The sequence below is a fragment of the Cytophagales bacterium genome (assembly GCA_033344775.1).
In the GTDB taxonomy this organism is placed as follows: domain Bacteria; phylum Bacteroidota; class Bacteroidia; order Cytophagales; family Cyclobacteriaceae; genus JAWPMT01.
Genome location: JAWPMT010000007.1, coordinates 57,114 through 78,677, shown reverse-complemented (window position 1 = coordinate 78,677; position 21,564 = coordinate 57,114). Strand labels below are relative to the sequence as shown.

Below are 21,564 nucleotides of genomic sequence, written 5' to 3'. Positions count from 1 at the left end.
CGTCTTCGACCACCCCCTTTTTCAAAGGGTGAATTTTCTTAATCAAATGCCTGGACGATTATTCATACAAGAAGCTGCCTTGCTTGCCATGGATCTCTACGCTGGTTTTATCCGCGGCTTCTACCCTGCCGACGATTTTGGCATGTACATTGAAACTTTCTGCGATCTCAATGATGTCATCTGCAGAATCTTCGGGCAAGTAGATCTCAAAGCGGTGGCCCATGTTGAAGACCTGATACATCTCTTTCCAATCGGTTCCGCTTTGCTCATGAATCAATTGAAACAGTGGCGGAATTTCAAATAGGTTATCCTTGATGACTTTCAGGTCTTTGATGAAGTGCATCACTTTGGTTTGTGCTCCTCCGCTACAATGCACCATCCCATGGATTTGACCGGAGAGCTCCCTCAAAACTTGTTTGATGATTGGTGCATAGGTTCTTGTTGGAGAAAGCACCAGTTTACCAGCATCTAATTCAGATCCTTCAACAGCATCAGTCAACTGCTTATTCCCAGAATAGATGAGGTCTTTGGCGATTGATCCATCGTACGTCTCAGGATACTTATCGAAGTAGCTGTGATCAAATACATCGTGTCGGGCTGACGTAAGACCATTACTGCCCATTCCGCCATTGTACTCCATTTCGTAAGAAGCTTTCCCATAGGATGATAATCCAACGATCAAGTCACCGGGACGGATGTTGTCATTGCTGATCACATCCGCTCTTTTCATCCGGGCTGTGACGGTACTATCCACGATGATGGTACGCACCAGGTCACCTACATCCGCCGTTTCACCTCCGGTTGAGGTAATGCCAATACCATTGTCACGCAACATCTGTAGTACTTCTTCGGTACCATTGATAATCGCCGAAATGACCTCTCCGGGGATCAATTGCTTGTTTCGGCCAATCGTGCTTGACAAGAGGATATTATCCACGGCACCTACGCACAACAGATCATCCACATTCATGATGATCGCATCTTGGGCAATGCCTTTCCAGACACTCAAATCACCTGTTTCTTTCCAGTAAGCGTAAGCAAGAGAGGATTTCGTGCCTGCTCCATCCGCATGCATAACGATGCAGTGTTCTTCACTGTTGGTCAGGTGGTCAGGAACGATCTTGCAAAAGGCCTGTGGGTACAAGCCTTTGTCGATTTTGCTGATCGCAGCGTGTACATCTTCTTTTTGGGCGGAAACTCCCCGCTGGGCATATCGACCACTCATGCGTGTTTTTTTGCTGCAAAGAAATCAGAAATTATGGGTATGTGAAAGCTTGCAGGGAATTACGAACTGTCCTAAAGTAAATTTTCAATTCACTAGAGTACTATGTTAAGTTGATCGGCCCTAAATAAATTCTGTATTCATCTATCAACTTTAGCACTATAATAAAAGTATTCGTCATTCTGATGGCACCGGCCACCGGCGAATGCCGGAATCTCAATATCATTTAGTACTTCTAATTTTGAGATTCCTGAACACAGTCCCATCCGGGAACGGCAGGAATGACGCTAAAGTTGATTCAAAATTTTGGACAAAATTAAATTGAAGCCTTTGCGTTAAGGCTTACCGTCTTCCAGTAGCTCGTCTCCGAAGAAGAATCGGTCATACTCGTCACGTTCGCCATCCTTAGGAATGTCTTCCTCCCGGTCCCGCGGATTGTAGCGCAATACCTTGAACTCTGTTCGACGGTTTCTCTGGTGCTCTTCTTCTGTAGTAGCTTCTGCGATCAATAACTCAGACTCACCGTAACCACGTGCAGTTACCCGCGCGGCATCCACTCCAGCGTTAATGATGTAAGTCACTGCGGATCGGGCACGTCTCCAGGAAAGATCCAGGTTATATTCGTCAGTTTGTCGGGCATCTGTGTGAGAACCCAGCTCAATATAAATCTCTGGATTATCGTTCATGATTGTCACCAGGCTATCAAGTACTAATGCGGCATCTGATCGAATGTCCGACTTGTCCAGGTCGTAGTAGATGTTCTCTAACACAACTGGTTTTTCAATTACAATTCGTTCTAGCGGGATCTCTGTTTCAAAGTCCACATTTGTAATGGTTTCAGTCAATTTTGTGCGATCCACAGACTTACCAACGGTTGAGAAATTGTCTCGGACTGTGAAATAATCGGTTTTCTCTGCCAAAAGTTTGTAGTTTTCTTCACCGTATACCCGGAAGCGGAATTCTCCCTCTTCACCAGTAAAGGCCTCATCGAGTATGGTGCCATCCTCTCCAATGAGCGTCACCTTTGTATTCGACACAATGATCTTTTCACCACCATCGTCTTTGGTCACGGTTGTACCAGTCAGGTAGTAATTGACGATCTTCAAATCGGGATCATCATTGATGAAGGTATAAATGTCATCGTCCCCTTTACCTCCTTTTCGATTAGAGGCCAGGAATCCTCGAGTCAGGTTGAATTCGAAATAGGCGAAATCATCGGCATGCGAATTCATGGGTTTGCCCAGGTTCTGAACGGTGATATGTCCTCTTCGTCGGGTGGCTTTGAAAATGTCCAGATTTCCAAACCCTGGATGTCCATCTGAAGCAAAGTAGAGACTACCATCTTGTGACACAAAAGGAAACATTTCATTCCCCGGTGTATTGATGTCAGGACCCATGTTGCGGATGTCTACCCATCGACCTCTGCGATTAAGTTTTGCAGAGTATAAATCTGCTCCACCATGGCCACCGGGCCTGGTACTAGACCAATACAATGTTTTGCCATCATTGCTCAGAATAGGCGTAGAATCCCAGGAATCTCCTTCGTTAATAGAAAGAGGTCTAGGCTCCAGCCATTTGCCATTTCTATAACGCGTAAAGAAAAGGTTTACTTCGTTGGTACCAGTAGCCTTTCCTGTGTTCCCTTTTGCATAGATAATGGAGAGACCGTCTGGTGAGATCGTAATAGAACCTTCATTTACCGTAGGATCATTGATCAGCGGATCGAGTGCTTCGAGGGTTTTGAGGTTCACATTCGCACCTCTGGTTCTGATGCGGTACAAGTCTGTGAACGGGGTTCCTGTACTGCGATAGATTTTTCCTCCGTCACGATTGGAGGTGAAATAGAGGTAATTATTTTTATAGACCGGAGAGTATTCCGCATTTGGGGTATTGATGTCTTCCAAATTCTTGACCCGGTAATAATTGTCTTTTTTGGTCAGGTCATCTACATCATTGAGGTTGCTCAGCTCCTTATCGGCCAATTCCATCACCTGATCATTACGACCATCTTTCACATAGGTTTGAAGCACTTTCTCCGCTTCATCGTATTGCTGATTGGCTTTAAGGGCTTTGGAATAGTGGAAATAAGCCGTTTCATCATCGTGTCCCTGATCGATGGAAGTTTTATAGAACGGAACTGCTTCCGCGATCCGATTGGATTTCCGGAAAGCTTCGGCAATCTGATAATTTACTTCGGAATCATTCTTTTCTGGTGATGTTTCAGCATAACGACGAATGACGTCATCATAATCACCTTTGGTCATTGATTTTTCCAGCGACCCGCAAGCAGAAAGGATCACAATCATGATCAGGGCAAAAATCCTCATAGCTTCAATAGGTTTGTAACTTTAAATAAACGGCGAAATGACGCAATTGGATGTGTTTTAAGACAACTTTACAACAGCACAGTATGCAAAAACCCTACCGGAAATAGCGTTTCAACCAGGAATCTCCTGCAGGAACCATCCATGACTCGCGGTATTGTTCCATACTAGCCACCGAATTATTAAATACGACTGTGCTTTTGGTAAGCGTTCCCTGAGTAGCCAGGTTTTTCAAATCGGCCAATGGTTCCAGGGATACTTTGTCCTCTTGTAGTAGCGCTACTTTGCTGCGATCCAGGAATGATAAATTCAATTCCTGCTCCAGTGTCCGGATCAATTGTACCGAACTATCAATGCTACAGCCAGTCGCTCCATTGTAAGACTCATCAACAGCAAGGACCAGGAACTGGTCGTAACGCACCTCAAAGGAAGCCCTCAAAGACTTGCCATGCGCTTGCCATTGTTCCACGAAGTTCGCCGTGATATTCGTAAGAAGCTCTACTTCTTCCTTGCTCAATGAACGATCGGCCTGGTACACCCATAACCTGGCGTGCCCGGGTAATTCCTCAAATTCCGCTCTCATGATTCAAATGTAGTGAAAAGACTTTCGTAAACGTATTACAAAGGAGTCTGGCGGAAAGTTTCCAAAGGGAGTTTTTATTCAGAAACTATGAACTTCAAGCTTTAGGCGTCTACCGATTCGGCAATAAGCTCTGCCAAATCCCGGACCTGTACCTGATCTTCTTTTTCCTTGTTTTTCACGCCATCGCTCATCATCGTCATACAGAAAGGACAAGCTACGGCAATGGTACTGGCACCAGTATCCAGGGCTTCTTCCGCTCTTTCGATGTTGATTTCTTTGTCTCCTTGCTCTGCATCTTTGAACATCTGAGCTCCGCCAGCACCACAGCACAAGCCTTTGGTTCGGCAACGCTTCATCTCTACCAGCTCTGCGTCCAAAGCTTCCAGCACTTTTCGAGGGGCTTCATAGACGTTGTTAGCACGTCCCAGGAAACAAGAATCATGATAAGTGATTTTCTTGCCCTTGAAAGTTCCTCCTCCTTTCAGGGACACCTTTCCGGAATCGATCAGCTGCTGTAAATAGGTAGAGTGATGGATTACATCATAGTTTCCACCCAGATCAGGGTATTCGTTTTTCAGCGTATTGAAACAGTGTGGACAAGCCGTGACAATGGTTTTGATCCCGTAGCCATCCAATACCTGAATATTGGCCATGGCCTGCATTTGGAACAGGAATTCATTTCCTGCACGTCGGGCCGGATCACCCGTACAAGTTTCTTCTGGTCCTAAAACCGCGAATTTGATGCCCACATGGTGCAAGATCTTCACAAAGGCTTTGGTAACGCTTTTATAACGGTCGTCATACGAACCCGCGCATCCTACCCAAAACAATACTTCTGGGGTCTCGCCTTTTGCGGCAAATTCTGATGCGGTGGGAATAATGATCTCTGACATAATTTCTTTTTCTTATTGGGTTATGATCCTATTTGTTAATATCTGTCACACTTCCTGCCAAGCCGGCTGGCTGGCGAGAGCCTCAGTGTGACGATAATTTATCAATAGGATTAAGCTTTATCTTTTAATTCTTCCGCCCAGTTGAAGCGGTCTTGTGGCGAAAATTTCCATGGTGCGAAATTGGTTTCTACATTTTGGAACATGGAGTTCCATGAAGCAGGCGAACCAGACTCTTCCATGGCAACATATCGACGCATCTGCAAAATGATGTCCAGGGGATTGATGCTGACCGGGCAAGCTTCTACACAAGCATTGCAATTGGTACACGCATTGATCTCTTCTTTGGTGATGAAGTCACCTAATAATGACTTACCATCCTCCAAACCTTTTCCACCTTTATCGAGCGACAATCCGACTTCTTCCATTCGGTCCCGGGTGTCCATCATCACTTTTCTAGGGGACAATTTCTTACCGGTCAGGTTCGCAGGGCATTCTGAGGTACAACGTCCACATTCCGTACAGGAATAAGCATCCATCAGGTTTTTCCAGCTCAGATCGTTGATGTCTTTCGCTCCGAATTTCATGCCTTCAGGGGGTGGTGCCTGATCTCCTTCGGCTGGCATACCCAACATCATTTTTACCTCATTGGTGATCTCAGGCATGTTGTCCATTTGGCCTTTTGGCTGAATTTTCCCGAAATATGTGTTAGGGAAAGCCATGAAAATGTGCAGGTGCTTGGAATAGGTAACATAAAGGGCAAAAGCGAAAATGCCTACAATATGGAACCACCAGGCGGCCCGCTCCACAATTACAAGGGCTCCATCTCCCAATCCCGAAAATAGTCCAGTCATGCTACTGCTGACCAAAAAGGCTCCGGTCACCGGATAATGATCTGCTCCCCGACTTTGTAACACCAAATCCGCTGCATTCATCGACAAGATCGCCACCATCAGCACAATCTCGATCACAAGGATCAAATTTCCGTCCATGGCCGGCCAGCCATTCATTTCAGGTTTAGTGAACCTAGGTACTTTCATAACGTTCCTTCGGATCAAAAAGACCACACAAGCCACCAGTACCAAAACAGCCAACACTTCAAAGAAGGAAATCAGCGGGGCGTAGGCTGAACCGAGCAAGGGAGCAAAGATCCGGTGGCTACCGGTGACACCATCAATGATGATCTCCAGTACCTCCAAATTGATCAATACAAACCCCACATAAATAAAGAGGTGGAAAATAGCGGGAATGATGCGCTTGAACATTTTCTTCTGTCCAAAAGCAATGAGGATCAGGTTAGACCATCGCTCCGGATCCGGGGCAATGTCCTGGTCTCTTCCCATTTGAATGTTTTTTCGAATCCGCGTGACGCGTTTATAGATCAGGAATCCGAAGAAACCAGCGATTAAAATGAAGGCGATTTGTGCAACGATAGCCATGTCTGATGAAGAATGGATTTGGATTAATGTCCTCAAATATAAAGGAGACGTGAAATAATAGTATGCATGCAGAGTAAATTTATTATGCATGCAGAGCATTTTAAAATTACTTTGAGCAATTTTCTCACAAGGCTTGGTAGTTAAATAGTTTTATCTACTTTTGCATCCACTTTTTCAGGGTGCTGTAGCTCAGTTGGTAGAGCATCGGACTGAAAATCCGTGAGTCGGTGGTTCGAATCCACTCAGCACCACCAAATGGGGGAAAGTATTTTTAGAGTACTTTCCCTTTTCTTTTTCCTCTCTGTAATGAGCTGATAGTGTGGGTATTACACTGAAATATATGTTTACTCTTTCGGTTCGAACTTCGTCTTTTTCTCGATTATACCTGACTCCCTCTGGAAATACCAGAGATTGAATATTTTGCTTGCCCAGAATATCTGCTTCTCGCCACATTTTCAGCAAGTTACCGCTTAAATTGACGGTGTATTCTACGCATTGCTCAAGGTTCGAACTGCTAATTGAGGCATTTTCTAACATTCCCTCGATTTCCAGTTTCTCCCCTTGGTATTTAAGATGATATTTCTCGAATATAGGACGATCTATTTCCCCAATGGCAAATCTCTCTTCTATGGTTTCCAACCTGCCTGTAACCTCTGTTAAATTGGCTTTGTAAGCCTTTAATTCCTGTAGCTTATCCTCATTCAGTTTGAAGAACAGTTTCTTCATCTGAGCCGCTAATATGTCCTGATATCTGCGATCTAATTGAAAGCTGCTGAGTAGCGATTCAAATCCCTGTTTGACTACATCTGCGTTTCTGTTTTTGCTGCAGCCTTTCGTTCTGCACTTGTAGTAGTACAGTCCTTTCTTCTTGACCAAGTAACCAGTCATAGGCGCTCCACAATCATCGCACTTGGTGAATACTTTCAATGGCAGTCTATCATTGTGTAATTGCACCTTGTATCCCTTCTTTCTCGGATGATTATGGTCTGGATCATTAATCTTCCAGAATAGCTCTTCAGTAATCAAAGGGATGTGTTTTCCTCGATATACTTCTCCGGGTAGCAAGCGACTGGTTAGTACGCCACAGTAAAATGGGTTCTGAAAGATCTTGGACAGTTTCTTGTCTGTCATCTTCAATCCCTGATTGGTTAACCGCTTAGCAATATCAACGGTCGGCATATCTCTTTCAGCCTTCCAATGAAACGCTTGTCTGAGTAACTCTCCTTGCTCTGTGATAATGAGTTCATGTTTATCGGCTGTTTGTCCCTTGTTTAAGTTCTTATAGCCAATTGGAATAGCCCATACCCAATGTCCTTCTCTGATCTTTTCGCGCATCCCTGTGATGGATTTCTCTGTTCTTTGGGTATTGTCAAACTTGCCGAACAGATAGAACATGTCTCTTTGAAAAGCCCCTGTTGCATTTTCGGGATTGACTTCCTGTGTGACTGATAAAGTAGAGACACCATACTTCTTTTGTAAGTCCTCACTGATCATCGCTCCATTATTGCCAGAGCGGGAAAATCGATCATAGGAATAGACAATGATGGCCGCAACGTTCTTTGATCGCTTTACATAGTTGATCATGCGTTGAAACTCCTTTCGGTCATCTGATTTCGCTGATTCGTAAGTGCCACCAAAGAAAGCAACAACATTCAATTCCTTTCTGCGAGCAAATTCCTTACAGTACTTCATCTGTGTATCCAAACTTGCCCCATTCTCCATTTGATCTCTGGAGGATACACGGGTATAAATGACGACATCTCTTGAATTCCTGATGGGTACACGAACGTTTTTGTTAGCGAACTTCAGGAACCGGTCTAAGTTTTTATTGCTCATAATGTTGTGATGTCTTGGGTGTACTAACGTAGTTTTCGTAGATAAGGATGCAAAAGCCATGGAGAAAATCGATGAGTTCCTGCCCTTGTTCTTCTTCAATATCCTCAAAACCATCAAACTGTCTTAGTTCTTCGATGGTGAGCTTCGTCTCCTGTAAGTCTTTCTTTTCTGATATTGAGCTTTGCCTCATGATGTCGTTTAGCTATTCCTTTCACTGTTGTTATGAGGATAAGATTAGCTGTGAGGAGGAAACAAGACAAGGTTCGCTTTTGTACCAAGGGTATAAACTAATGTTTGACAAAAAAATCTTGATTCATCCTCACTAAGGATGATAATACCCGTTTTATCGTGTCAAAATGCCCCATTTTGTTGCAATTCATAGCGCGTCAAAAAGTGCTCCATATTTTCAGCCGAAATTGAACCTGTTTTTGTGTCCTTTTTTTGGCTCAACCTATTTCTTATATCAGCATTTCAATTATGATCTTCAGCCTTTGGAGATAGTTTAGAAATGAATTGCAGGAAAGTGCCTTCAAGCAAGTCGTATTTCTCAACAAATCCTTCATAGTAGTAAGGCACCGATAGCTTCTCCTCACACTTTTTAGCCCCGTAAAGGATGTTCCGTTTTGTTAATCCAAAGTCTTCAGCGATTTTGGAATAGCTCAATCCCGTGTATTTTTTGAGTAAATGATAGCAAACCATCCTTGCGTCTCTGTATTCCTGGATGTTGGAAGTAAAGAACAGTTTGTCATTGAGTTCGAAGACGCGGATGCATTCTGTAATCAGGTAGCGGGATAGCATCTGGAACTTCTGAGGTTGAGAAACGGCAATGTCTGAGGAGTCGATAAAACTTGACAGTAAAAAGATGGTTTTGTCTAATCCGATCTTGCCGATTACCTGGTCGATTTGTTGTTGTAATTTGCTGTAATTGTTCAGGGTTTTGTTACTCATTGTAAATTAGATGTAAAGCGAGATGAAACTCATTGTAAACTATTTGAAAACTGAGGTGAAAGAAATTGTAAACTAGTTCAAGTATTTGTCTATCAATTACTTACAAGTATAATTAAGCTGCTTTCTAAAGTCAATTTTCGACGATATTTCTGTGCCTGAAAATGGCAAATCGGTACAAAAACATACCTTCACACTTACCTTAACTACACCTATTTAGTGGTGATAATTGATGAGAATGTTCGGAAGGATACCTGGAGGCTACCAATAAGTGATATTAGAATTGTTCAATTTCCAAGAAGGGTGCTATGAGTTTTCCTCACAAGGCAACTGGTGGTAAGAATAATTGATGGGAAGATCAGCTATCCCTTTTTTAGAATTGTGATCAAAGTACTTCCATAATCTAAGAACTTGACCGTTCTTCGATACGGTTGGCTCTCTCAATGATCCTTTTTAAGGAGATTAGAGGCTCCGTGTCTTACGCTTATTTAGCTACCTCCTTAATTGAACTTTAATTTATCCCACATATAAATTACTGCCCACTAATAAGTGTTGAGGTAGATCATCCGAACGCCTTTTAGTTGATGGAGTCAGATTGGAATATCACATGCCACCAGTCATTATTTATGAGCAGATCGATAAGGTTTAAGGAAAGCTATTTGCTAGAAAAGTGAGATTCCGTTCCTTTCTTGAAATGAAATATCTATTAAAATATAATTTTTCTAAGCTACTCCTCAAGAAACCTCATCAAATAATTGTACTTGGCTAAGAAGTCGAATAGAAATGTCATGCCCATTCCTTAAGGAACTTGTTTTCATTGTAAGTGCATGCTGATATGAAGCCCCCCGCATTTCCTTAAGAAAACTTGATATTTCCTAAGGAAACCTTTTTGATGTAGCTACATTCAATATCTTGCCATTTTCAGCTTCTCCCTACTTTAGCGATGAGGTGCATTTGCTAAGGATTTTTAAGAAATGCTAAGGTCTTTTTATTCGCACACTGCTTAAGGTGGGTGTGTTGAATTTTGAAAGCTCTTAAGGAAACTCACACCACGTAAGCGCTTTTCCTAAGCAAGTTCGCCTTGTTGAAGTCAATGTTCATACATGGTATTTTAAAAAAGCGGAGGTGCGCTTAAGAAGCTCGTTATGATTGCAGCGCATGCTGATAAGAGAATCACCGTATTTCTTAAGAAAACTAGATATTTGCTAAGGAATTTTAAAGAACGCTTAGGATTTTTTATTCCGAAACTCCTTAAGGCGGGTGTGTTGAATTTTGAAAGCCCTTAAGGAAACTCGACTATGTAAGATCCTTTTCCTAAGCAAACTCGCCTTAATGAATTCATACCTCTTACATCCGTTAAAAAATCGCAGGAGCGCTTAAGGAAGTTGTTTTGACTAAAGCGAATTCTGACATGTAAATCACGGCAATTCCTTAAGAAACCTTGATAATTCCTAAGGAAACCTCTTTGATGTAACTACATTCAAGATCCCGCCATTTTCAGCTTCTTTCTCCTTTAGCAAGGAGATGCATTTGCTAAGGAATCTTATGGACTTAGAGATATTGGAGATTGTAAATAAGGATACAGCTTGATATTCCTAAAGTTCAACGCAGCGGCTTGACTTTTTTAAAAAACATCAGATTTTGGCAAAAAAGATGATCCGATATACTATTTGACATTGACAGGTTTAGGAATTGTAGCTGAAATAGCCCACTAGATTATATGGATAACGTTCATTGCTTTTATTGAAACCAATTGCAGCAAACTCTAATATTCCCTTTTCTTCTTTGAGCTGATTCATTACCTGATACATGAGTTCGTCTCTTTCATCTTTATCAGATAAATCGTGAAAATAAATCATCAATATATAGTCTATCCCAAGTAATCGGTAACGATAGTTCGCATAAATAAATTGGTGATTCTTTAAATTTTCTTCTCTTAAGCTAAGAATACCTTTTTCAATTTCTTTTTGATCGCCATGAGGGATGTTTAGTAAAAAGGAAGTGAGCACAGACCATCCTGGAGTCGATCTATCCTGCAACGAATTGATGATATCCATGAAGTATTGGGTGGTATTAATTGATGGCTTTTCGTCTCGATCATTCAAGAATCGTCCTGTACTGTAGATTTTATATATAGAGCTTGCTAAATCGCTTATGATCCAATTCGTTTCTGAGTTCTCCGGCAAATTGAAACTTGTTTTTAGATATAATCCTAAGAGGTCGAGTTCATCACCGAAATAGTTGAATGATTCTTCTACTACTTTTCTTTTTTGCAGATAATGAATTTTGTGAGCCTGATTTGGTAGGAGGTTCATTATTATCTGTAAATCAGGTAGTGAAATGGTTGAAATAAGATCCCTATCAGAGATGTCGAGCAGTTCTGCTTTCTGCAAAGTTGGTGTATGCGCGCTCAGAAAACCCATTGGTTTTAGTGTAACAATAAGTTTAATCCATTGCTTGATAGCACTTGTATCGAACTCATTAAATCCGCCCCCCTTTTTTGGCAGACGTATCGGCCCCTGATTCGCTTTGAGATACGTCGTAAATGACTCTAATTGAGTATATGCTTTGATAATGTTTTGTTTAAAGTCTTCTTTTAACCTTCTAAGACTTCCTCTTTTTGATGAATCAGAAAGATCAGCCGATTTACATTCAACCAAGATTGCCGTATGATCTAATATTAATAGAATATCATTTTCGGTATCTGTATTCTTCTCATTTCTAAGTTCACTACTTGTAAAAATTGAGGCTTGCGAGAAATTATCCTTTAGTAAATTGAGAGTGGCTTCTTCAAGAAATTTACCTTTTATCTGTTTGTCTAAGTAATACTTGTTCAAGGGTGGAGAACTGCGTATAAGTTTTTCGATTATTTCTATCCTGTAGTGAGATAAACTCCAATAGCAAGGGATTTGTAATTCGTCTTTCTTTAATGAAATGAATGGTTTTTTTAAGACTGGATTATCCATAAAAAAATGGGCAGTCTCTTTATCATTTAAATCACCAAATGATATTGATACAGCTTCAATAACATTCCAAGTATCTGGGTTTTTCAAATCTGTTGGATGAATTGTAAAAACTTCAGATAATTTCAAATCATGATGACTTGATATGAAACCTATTGTAGTTGCTAGCTTCTCCTCATCGGATTTTAGGCCAATTTTCAAAAACTCTGATTCCATCTGTTTTGGGTCTGGAGTTACACCAAGCCGAGTCCAATAAACATGGAGTGCTTCTTGCCAAGTTTTTGCATTATAGGCAGGATTTATCAGTTCAGAATGTTTGATTATCCTATCTGAAATCATCCTGTTTATGTTATCAAATTCCTCTAATAAATCCTGGATAGATACATTATAAATTTCATGAAATTTTTGGTTGAGGGGTTTAAATAATTCTTTGGCAAATTCTACTACCTGAAAAGAGAATGCCCAATCTCGTTCGATTTTAGTTTTGCCTTGTACATGGCTCTGAATGTACTTTTTATAATTTTCGGTATTTTGTTCCTGATCGCTGAGTTCCTTGTATGCTTTAGTTAGGTCTGCATGGAATAAGTCTGATAGTGATTTTTGAAATTGCTCTATGTGCTTTCCAAGCATTGGATGTTCTTCGAACTTTTCTATGGGAAGTTTAAGGGTTAAAGCCTGTACGAATTCCACGTATGCGGGTAAAAGAAAATCTTGGGGTCGTTCTTTCGTCTGATGAAAAATTGAAGTGTAATAAGCTAAGACCGATGGAATTTGTAAAGGATCAAATTGAGTTATGATATTCTGGAGTGTATTGAGACTATCCTTGAATATCTTCTCTGATTTTTCTCCAATAACTTTTAGCTTCTCTGTGTCTGACTCCTGATCTAATAAGAAGAAGTTGAGTTCTGAACTGCCTTGGTCGTCTTTGTTTTTCCCCTTAAACATATAGGTAACTGCATCTGGCTTTCCAAGCGAAAGTAGTGCTGAATACCAGAAAGGTAGCTACGAATTAACGCCGAGTCGTTGTTTTTAAATGAAAATAAGATCTAGTTATATGAATTCCACTCCAAGAAATGACCCAATTACTGTCACAGGTAAAGAAAGCCAATCAAATCCATAGGACTTCAATAATCCTAAGTAGCTGTGTACCTGACGAATAAATGTCTGCTGTGAATTCAGTTTGGTGAGGCTCAGTAGCTCGAATATTCCTAAGCCAAACTTTACCCAATAATTAACTCTTATAGGTCAATTTACCCCTTTTCCTGAGTTCTTATCTCACTGAAGGTCCAAGTTACTTGACTAATGTACCTTCCAGAAGAATATTTAAAAACAACTACGACTTAAGTTGGAGTGAGTTGATTGATAGTCCATTTTAAGAAGACAAATTCTGGATATCTGTTTGACTACAGGGCTGGTTTAGTCTACCCTATGGCGAGGAAAGTAGAGAAATTCAGCGAACTAATTGAATTAGGAGTACTTCATCAAAGATAAAAGTTTCTAAATTTCCAATTACCTGTTTCGAAAGGTTCTTTTATGGATCAATTACTCAATAAATACTGCTCAGACGAAGTAAGTAAGCATGGACTTTTTTTGCTAGATCTTCCAACCGGATTTGGAAAGACTTACCACATCTTGAATTACATTTTCGAGAACCTTGAACATCTTGGCAAGAAGAAGATCTTTTTCATTACTTCCCTAAAAAAGAACCTTCCTATAGAATCTCTTAGAACAAGATGCTATGATAATGGGAAGGGAGAAATTTTTGATAAATCAGTTCTATTTATTGATTCAAACCAGGAATTGGTCATCAATAACCTTCTCATAGTAGAAAGTGATATCCCTGACTACTTTAAGAAGAACAGTTCATTTCAAAATTTGCGATCTGAAGTAAAGTATTTACAAGATTACAAAAATTCAAGAACAGGTAAAATCAAGTCTTTTGAGCTTAAGATGATTGAGCAATCAGAAAAGAATATCAGAGAGAAGTTAGAGCCTAAATTCCGGAGGTTTGTATCCGAAATGTTGTCTAAAGATTTTCCGAAAAAAAGAGATCGCAAGAAAGCAGTTAAGAAGAATTCCGACTTTCAATGGATTGGAAAGCTTTATCCTCCAGTTTTCACAGACGAGAGAAAAGTATATTTTCTAAGTATTGATAAATTCTTTGCCAAGAATACCACGATCATAGAACCATCTTATTTCTTTCATGAACACGAAATAACAAAAGACGCTCTCATTTTTATCGACGAATTCGATTCAACTAAAGAGCGAATTCTGAATAGGATCATAGAAAATGGTTTAGATAAGAAAACAGACTTTATTCATCTTTTCAATGAAATTCATACTTGCCTGGAAACAAACAGATTTCCCTTTAGCTTATTAGAACCTAGTCGGGAAAACTTGGAGTGGGATAGAAAAAACGAAGAGGAAGGCCTCCCTCCAGTGCAAATGCCGGAAGACATTCTGGAGCAATTCAAAGTGAAAGCAAACGAGATCTCAGAAAGGTTTAGACTTCCTTACAGTTACAAAACTGTAGATGCAGAAAATAATACTAGAAATCTCTTATTTCATGATTTCACCTATCACACGGTACTCCAAGATGAAAAGAGGTTTGTGGCAATACGCTATAATTCAAATGAGCAGTTTAATGCGATTCATTTTGTAAATGAAAAACCAAAGTTAGATGAACAAAGTGTATTGTGGTTATTAAATCAAATACGAGGATTTTTGAACTATTTCCAAAATGGAGTTAGGCTCATTGCTTCTAATTACGTTCAGAGGAGAAAAGGTGAAGACCAAAGGCGAAATGAAGATTATACATTTGAAGCTGCTTTACATACCGTACTAGATGAATTTCGGCTTGAGAGACGTCATCGAGATTTTATCATTGACAACATTGTTACTGAGAGTAAAATTCAGCAAGATACTGACAGAGACCTCTCTGTGAATCTTACTGTTTATGATCAGGGGTTTCGGTACTATGATTTTGTAGACAGTGATGAACACGCCACACAATCCAAGATATTTATCTATTCTTTTCAGAATACACCAGAGAAGTTTTTACTGAAACTTTGCAAAAAGTCGAAAGTAATAGGTGTGTCAGCAACTGCAAAGATCGATTGCGTAACCGGGAATTATGATCTACAATACCTTAAGCAACAACTCGGTGAAAGATACCTAACATCAAATAAGGAGGAGTTGACTTATCTGCAAAAGATATATGATAACGCCACTTTAGGTTATGACCAGTTGAAAATACATATTAACTACTTGTCGAATGCAAAAAAACTTACAGATGCGGCATTCGAAGAACTATTTGAAAACAAAGAGATCGCCTCTGATGTCTTGAATAGATTAAGGTCTACACTTGATAAGGATTACAATATCAATCGATATTTAAAGATCGCCAGATGCTATAAGGCCTTTCTTTTAAAAGATGACATTAAGGCCTTTTTGTGCCTCTTAAACAAAATGCCCAAGCCGAATGATTATCAGTTAGACTTAAACATTCTGGAAATAATCTTCAAATATCTAATCGCTACAACTAAATACGACAAGATTAATCCTGAAGAACCAGATTCGGTGAAACGTACTTACGATTTACTCTATGGAGTGGATTTTGATAATCAGAAGAAGGAGTTAATTGCGAATCTTGACACAGGTAAAAAGATTTTCATCATATCCACATATCAAACTATGGGTGCCGGTCAAAATCTGCAATTCCATCCAATGGATGATCAAGGTCTGATAAGAATTAATGATTTCAATCAAAGAGAATTAGAAACTGATATTAACGGGCTTTATCTCGATAAGCCTAGCCACTTATTAGTTAATATCTCACCAGACTTGGATGAAGAGAGTTTTGTTAAATATTTGTTTCAACTGGAGTTTCTTCAAGATCACGGAGACATTTCAGCTAGGAAACTTAAAAACGAAGTTAAATATGCGTTTCAGAATCTTCAGGCAAATCCATATTCTGGGAACAAACCGGAAAGACCTGAAGATTTTGAAAAAGGGATGTATAACAAACGGAATTATGCCAATCATTTAGCAAAGGTTATTATTCAGGCAGTGGGCAGGATTTGCAGAACCAATTTGAAAGAGCCAAATATTTTCATATATGCCGATGAGGATATATATCCCTTTATAAAAGGAATTAATAGTGAGGAAATGCTAGTTCTTCACGAGTTCCAAGCGATGCTTCTCAATCCTCCGATTTCCCCTGTAGAAAAGAATTTTGAAAGTGAAAAGCTAGAACGTTTAGTGAATCTGGGTAATCTCTTTGCTAGAAAAACAAATAGTAAGATTAAAGCAATATTGAGTAAGGACTACTGGAATCAAGAGTCCATAACAACTTGGAAATTCTTTCGAGAGCAAGCTTTAAAACATCCCTTTATTGAAATTGAGGAAGTTCAAAGGTTTCACAGAGAGCTAAAGCTATATACACAACTCCCAACGCTCTCGGATCAATATTCTTACACAGAAAAACAGGATTTTGATACAATACATGTGAACTTCAATGGGGAAGGGAAAAATTGGGTCTCTGCAAAAGCGGCGAGGTTGTCGAGTCTATTACGTATTCCTGGCTTAGAAGCCCATTTCGGTTCCATGGGGTGGAAAAAATCCTTTGAACAAAGCTTTTATCTTTTAAACCCTCCTATGTTCAGAAACATTTATTTAGGAGCATTGGGGGAGGAAATTGGTAAGTTCATTTTTAACGAGTATCTCAATATTCCTCTTCTGGATATGCCAGATCAATATTTTGAGTTGTTTGATTTTTGTATCGAGGAAGGAATATATGTGGACTTCAAACATTGGCGTGAAAGTACTGTTTTTGATGCCAGTGGAGAATTGGAGAAGATCAATGGGAAGCTAAATAAAATCGGAGGAAAAAAGGTGTTCATCATCAACATCCTAGCGGAAAGTGATTATCAAGTCACATCATCATCAGATGGCAGAGTCGTTGAAATTCCATATTTGTTTAGTATCACCCAAAATAAGGTTAATGAAGAAGCACTTATTCATCTTAAATCCGAAATTGTCTAATGGTTGAATGTAACAAACTAGATGTCGAATTTAACTACAATGCAATAGCTGAGCGATTCATGGTTTTTAAATTCTCAACCGGAGGAAGGTTCATAAAATTTGGAGCCATGATTCTGGATCTGGTAGATAATTCTATAAGAGCGAACTCCATTGTATTTGAAAAAGGAAATTCATTTTACGCTCTGTTAGCTGAGAATACTTCACTTTATGAGGTTCGATCCAAAATTTCAGATTTAGATGAAGCTGACCAAATTATGGTCACTGATGAATCTAAGAACTTAAGACAATTACCAAAAAATACTCTCTTAAAGCTCTTACTCAATTCTTTAGCGAACTATGATCATCCGTTTCTCCAATTCAATAATCTCACTGGACATCTATATTTAATTCATCCTGATAACCTTCAAAGATGGAGAGGTAGAGATAACTTAATAACAAAGGTTATGGCTTTGAAAATTGATGTTTCTCCTGACATGCTGCTAAACCTAAATGTCTCCACTTTCACCAACTTGAGTTTGAAAAATAAACTTCGATTTGAGAAGAAGAAATTGAAAGACTATGCGAGATATACCATTCACGAAGGGAAGCTAGTAATGAGGAGATTGATGCCTTCAGATTCCTTAGACTTGGATAAAACATATATTATAAAACAAGAACCTGGCAAAAAATCGGTAATTCCATTCATGAATTTTGAAACCCCGGAGGCTTATAATAGCTCCAAATTGGGTTTATATTATGAGTTATGGAAACAAGTAGAAGAAAGATTAAATCCATTCTTAAGCCTGCGCTTTTCCAAGGTTGATAAGATCAATAATCTACCTTTTTCGAAAAGTTTAAATGATTTTAAAAATGAAGCAATTCTCAAGAGCCTGAATAAGCAAAAACTACGATTGATAGATACAATATCCGATGAAGATTCCAATGAATTTCTATCGGATTTAATTGATCAATTGAGCGAGTTGGTGCCTGGTCTGAATTTAGAAAAAGCAGATACTTTGGATGAACAATCTCTAAATATCAGGTTAATCCATAACAAAGAATATTATGAAAAATACAAAGTAGAGGACCCGTACAAAAATACCACTGATTCTACAGTACAGCATCTCACATATGAGGACTTTCGGTTTTCTGCAAAGGCAGCCATTAACAATGTATTCAAGGAGTTAACAATAAAGTCAGATATTCGAAATGCTCAAATAACGATGGTTGATTGGGTGGAATATGGATTTGATAAACCATGGGTCTTTGTTATAAAAGAAGATGACCTTTATTATACTCTTACAGTTTCACCGAGAGGAGAATTGGAATTTAGTTGTTTAGAATCCGATATTTTTTCTGATCACAAATATCAGGATTTCTTGGACGTCTATGATCTACATGAGCAAGCAGAGGGATTAGTAGTGTCTGATCAAGGGCATATAAATGTTATAGAAAAAACAGGACTCTTTACTATTCCAAATTTTAGAGAAGTGGGCAAAGAGTTCGATTTGGTTCGAAAACCTCTGGTTCTTAGCTCCAAACGACTTTGTCAGTATTTGAATGAATTTCGGACTCAGATCACTGACTTAAAAAAGCAAGAACAAGTGGATGCGTATGTCAGTCACTTTTTGATTGACCCCCAGGAATTGAGCAGGGTCCAGATCTTAAAAGTCATAAAAGATAGATCACTACGCAAAGCTTTTAGTAAATGGCTTTTTGAAAATACTGGCGAATTACTACACTACTACTTTCGAGACCAGCGTCGTTACGAGCTTTTCGAAGGTAACATGGATATCGGCTATTGGATAGATGGAGAAGGTCTTTCTTATTTCGTAGGTGAAAAAAGTAAAGGGATCCAAGCCAAATTCCCAAAGGCTTCAATTATTAGAAATATAAAACCGTACGGCGATAGCGAACTTTTCTTTGATAAATTGATTCCTACATTGAACGTGGATTTCGTCAGAAACGAAACTTTGACAGTTGTTCCTTTTCCATTCAAGTATTTGAGAGAGTTTATAAAAAGTAATTCTGCCGATTGAATACTTGCGATCTATTCAAAGAAGTTTGAACATTTTGGATAATAAGCAAGCATTGGAATTATGTAAGTTTTCGCAAATCAACTTCAGAGGAAGCCAACAGAAATACAACACCCTTCATTCACGGTTAATTCTATTATATACTCCAGAACCCTTAGGTAACACGGTAAGATGTTCAGCGGTTGTTGATATCGGCTAAAATGAAAAAATAGAGCCGTTCATCGAAGTTATTGCTCTGTCCCTCGTCATGGAATTAATTTCACTTCATAAATAGTGAGTAACTATTTTCCATAGCTGGTTCTTAATGAGAAGCGATGCGTATTTGATGTGTCGCTTTTTTTGTCGCTGTAATAGAAATGATGATAAAGTAGTGGGTGAGCCTCCTTTCCCGCCAGTCTTCGCAGCCCTGGCCAATGCGATCTACGGAGCTACAAACAATCGCCTTTATCAGCAGCCGTTTCTCGCTAAAGAGGTGAAGTTGGGTTAGGGTTACATATTGAGGGATTATATATTCAAGTCAAAACAGGAATACAATTTTTACCTGAAATGACTTCTCATCAGCTACCCCACTGAAGTATTTGGTAAATGGCCAATGCAATACCTGCCAGGATAAGGTATGTATTCACCGCCTTAAATAATGGCTGGAAACTTTCCTTGGTCCGCCAATAATTAATGATCAGTACAATAGGGATCAATGCCAATATCTGGCCTAATTCCACCCCCAGATTGAAACTTAGAATCTTAAGTATGAGACCTTCCTGATCCATGGCAAATGATTGTAAGCGTGCTGATAACCCTAGTCCATGGATTAATCCAAATAGGAACACCATCCACATTAAATGGGGTGGGTTTGATTTGAGTAATTTTTGAAATAGCCCTAGGTTTTCAAAACCTTTGTAAAGGACACTCAATCCTATAATTGCATCGATGAGATGCTCGTTGACGGCTATGTGTAAATAGGTGGCTGAAATAAGCGTTATGCTATGGCCGACCGTAAAAGCGGTAATGAATCTAACGATATCTCGGAAATGCTTGAGATGAAAAATGACGCCCACAAGGAAAAGCAGATGGTCATATCCTGTGAGCATGTGCTTTGCGCCAACCCAGATATAAGCTAGTAGACCTCCACTCTCTAGTAACGCTCGATCACCTCCGGACACATCGTGGGCAAAAGTTGCAAAAGGCAGGACGGCTAACAGGAAAAGAATGATTTTGAGACGCACTTCCTGATTTTGTTACTTTCGATTAAACCAAAAATATAATCCGACAATAACAAGTAAGCTCAATAATCCATATAGGTAGCCAGATATTCCCTCTTCATGGCTGTGTGAATCTTCGTCATGATCATGTGCGTGACCGCTGCCAATACCAAAAGTAACCGTTGCCCAGTTTGACTCATGAGTAAGGCGCTCTGTATTCACTTCCACCAGATGTATCGTTCGCAAGTACCAAATGCCTTTGTCGGTAATTGGAACACTTACTATTCCCTGAGGGTCTGTCCTCAACTGGAGCATTTCATCGTGTTGGTGGTCAGTTTCAAGGACATGAGAATGTGTATGTCCATCATGCGTGTTTTCATGTGATGCTGCCTGGTGACCAACATATACCAATTGATTGGCAAGAGGTTTTTGTTCAAACAATAGTTTGACTGGTAGGTCATGACCTGGATGCAGGTCATAAGGATTTCTGAGAAGGATAAACTCAATAGGATAGCCAAGTTCCGTTTTGTAATCATCAGTGAGTCGATCACCAACCTGAAAGATGGTCTTTACATGTTTTGAGTATTTTTCAACAGCGGAATCTTGTAGTGTGCCATTTTCCCTTCGTAATTCCAACATGTCCAAGACACCATCATGTTTAAGGTAGTCATTGAAATCTTCTGCTGATTGGCCAAAGGTTCTTGCCCTGGTTGAGACCCCTGCTACCCATGTTCCTGGTGTATCTGTATTGATTCTCAGGTAAGTGGTGCTGTCTTTTTCATACCATGAAGTGGTATCAACATTAATCCGTTTGTTATTGCTGAGCAGGCTCACATCAAGCATTCGGTCCCGTGTGATCACATTTTCGCTCCGGTCAAATGTGCCATTAAGAAGCTGAATGATACCTTCTGTTCCAGGTTTTAGCCAGTACTGATTGAACTTGAGGTACATGTCATGGCTACACAAAAATAGTGTAAGAAAAAAGCCGAAAAGGATTCGTTTCATAAGCATTAAAAAACTGGTTGCAAACTTAGTTTTTAGACAATAGAAATTAGATCGATTCTTTTTCACTGGTCATAGAACTACATTCGTAATCCATGTTGTA

General features: G+C 39.6%; 12 protein-coding genes and 1 tRNA gene. 3 read left to right on the top strand and 10 right to left on the bottom strand.

All coding sequences use genetic code 11. The annotated features are described in order from the left end of the window. Positions 1-58: 58 nt before the first annotated feature. The 5 genes from R8G66_32330 to R8G66_32310 all read right to left on the bottom strand — a co-directional run bounded on the left by R8G66_32330 (position 59) and on the right by R8G66_32310 (position 6,458). Entirely contained in the window at positions 59-1,225 is a 1,167-nt protein-coding gene (locus R8G66_32330; GenBank protein ID MDW3197110.1) for an AIR synthase-related protein, read from the bottom strand. Positions 1,226-1,557: 332 nt separating this feature from the next. Further along, positions 1,558-3,549: an OmpA family protein gene (locus R8G66_32325; GenBank protein ID MDW3197109.1), complete on the bottom strand. Its 1,992-nt coding sequence runs from the start codon at positions 3,547-3,549 to the stop codon at positions 1,558-1,560. A gap of 94 nt (positions 3,550-3,643) precedes the next feature. Continuing rightward, positions 3,644-4,129, bottom strand: coding sequence for a hypothetical protein (locus R8G66_32320; GenBank protein ID MDW3197108.1), 486 nt, complete (start codon positions 4,127-4,129; stop codon positions 3,644-3,646). 101 nt (positions 4,130-4,230) lie between these two features. Further along, the gene (locus tag R8G66_32315) at positions 4,231-5,022 is read right to left on the bottom strand and encodes a (Fe-S)-binding protein (protein ID MDW3197107.1); all 792 of its coding nucleotides are present in this window, start codon (positions 5,020-5,022) and stop codon (positions 4,231-4,233) included. 110 nt (positions 5,023-5,132) lie between these two features. Continuing rightward, positions 5,133-6,458, bottom strand: a complete 1,326-nt coding sequence (locus R8G66_32310) for a (Fe-S)-binding protein (GenBank protein ID MDW3197106.1) — start codon at positions 6,456-6,458, stop codon at positions 5,133-5,135. A gap of 178 nt (positions 6,459-6,636) precedes the next feature. On the opposite strand from R8G66_32310, the gene R8G66_32305 reads away from it, so the two are divergent. Continuing rightward, a tRNA-Phe gene (locus tag R8G66_32305) sits at positions 6,637-6,712 on the top strand. 1,571 nt (positions 6,713-8,283) lie between these two features. On the opposite strand, the gene R8G66_32300 is transcribed toward R8G66_32305, so the two are convergent. From R8G66_32300 to R8G66_32290, 3 genes are all read right to left on the bottom strand, one after another. Continuing rightward, positions 8,284-8,484 (bottom strand): hypothetical protein, encoded by a 201-nt coding sequence (locus tag R8G66_32300; protein ID MDW3197105.1) that lies wholly within the window; start codon positions 8,482-8,484, stop codon positions 8,284-8,286. A gap of 281 nt (positions 8,485-8,765) precedes the next feature. Then, positions 8,766-9,242 carry a hypothetical protein gene (locus R8G66_32295; protein MDW3197104.1) on the bottom strand — a complete coding sequence of 159 codons (477 nt, stop codon included), beginning with the start codon at positions 9,240-9,242 and terminating at the stop codon, positions 8,766-8,768. Positions 9,243-10,924: 1,682 nt separating this feature from the next. Continuing rightward, complete coding sequence (locus tag R8G66_32290) at positions 10,925-13,147, bottom strand: hypothetical protein (GenBank protein ID MDW3197103.1); 2,223 nt, start codon at positions 13,145-13,147, stop codon at positions 10,925-10,927. Positions 13,148-13,735: 588 nt separating this feature from the next. Between R8G66_32290 and R8G66_32285 the strand changes: the two genes are divergently transcribed. Beyond that, positions 13,736-17,245, top strand: a complete 3,510-nt coding sequence (locus R8G66_32285; GenBank protein ID MDW3197102.1) for a hypothetical protein — start codon at positions 13,736-13,738, stop codon at positions 17,243-17,245. Between the two features lie 107 nt (positions 17,246-17,352). Further along, entirely contained in the window at positions 17,353-19,263 is a 1,911-nt protein-coding gene (locus R8G66_32280) for a hypothetical protein (GenBank protein ID MDW3197101.1), read from the top strand. Positions 19,264-19,817: 554 nt separating this feature from the next. On the opposite strand, the gene R8G66_32275 is transcribed toward R8G66_32280, so the two are convergent. Together R8G66_32275 and R8G66_32270 are read right to left on the bottom strand one after the other, a co-directional pair. Continuing rightward, entirely contained in the window at positions 19,818-20,483 is a 666-nt protein-coding gene (locus R8G66_32275) for a HupE/UreJ family protein (protein MDW3197100.1), read from the bottom strand. A gap of 12 nt (positions 20,484-20,495) precedes the next feature. After that, a complete protein-coding gene (locus tag R8G66_32270; protein ID MDW3197099.1) occupies positions 20,496-21,464 on the bottom strand; it encodes a DUF4198 domain-containing protein in 969 nt (322 codons plus the stop codon). Positions 21,465-21,564 lie beyond the last annotated feature (100 nt).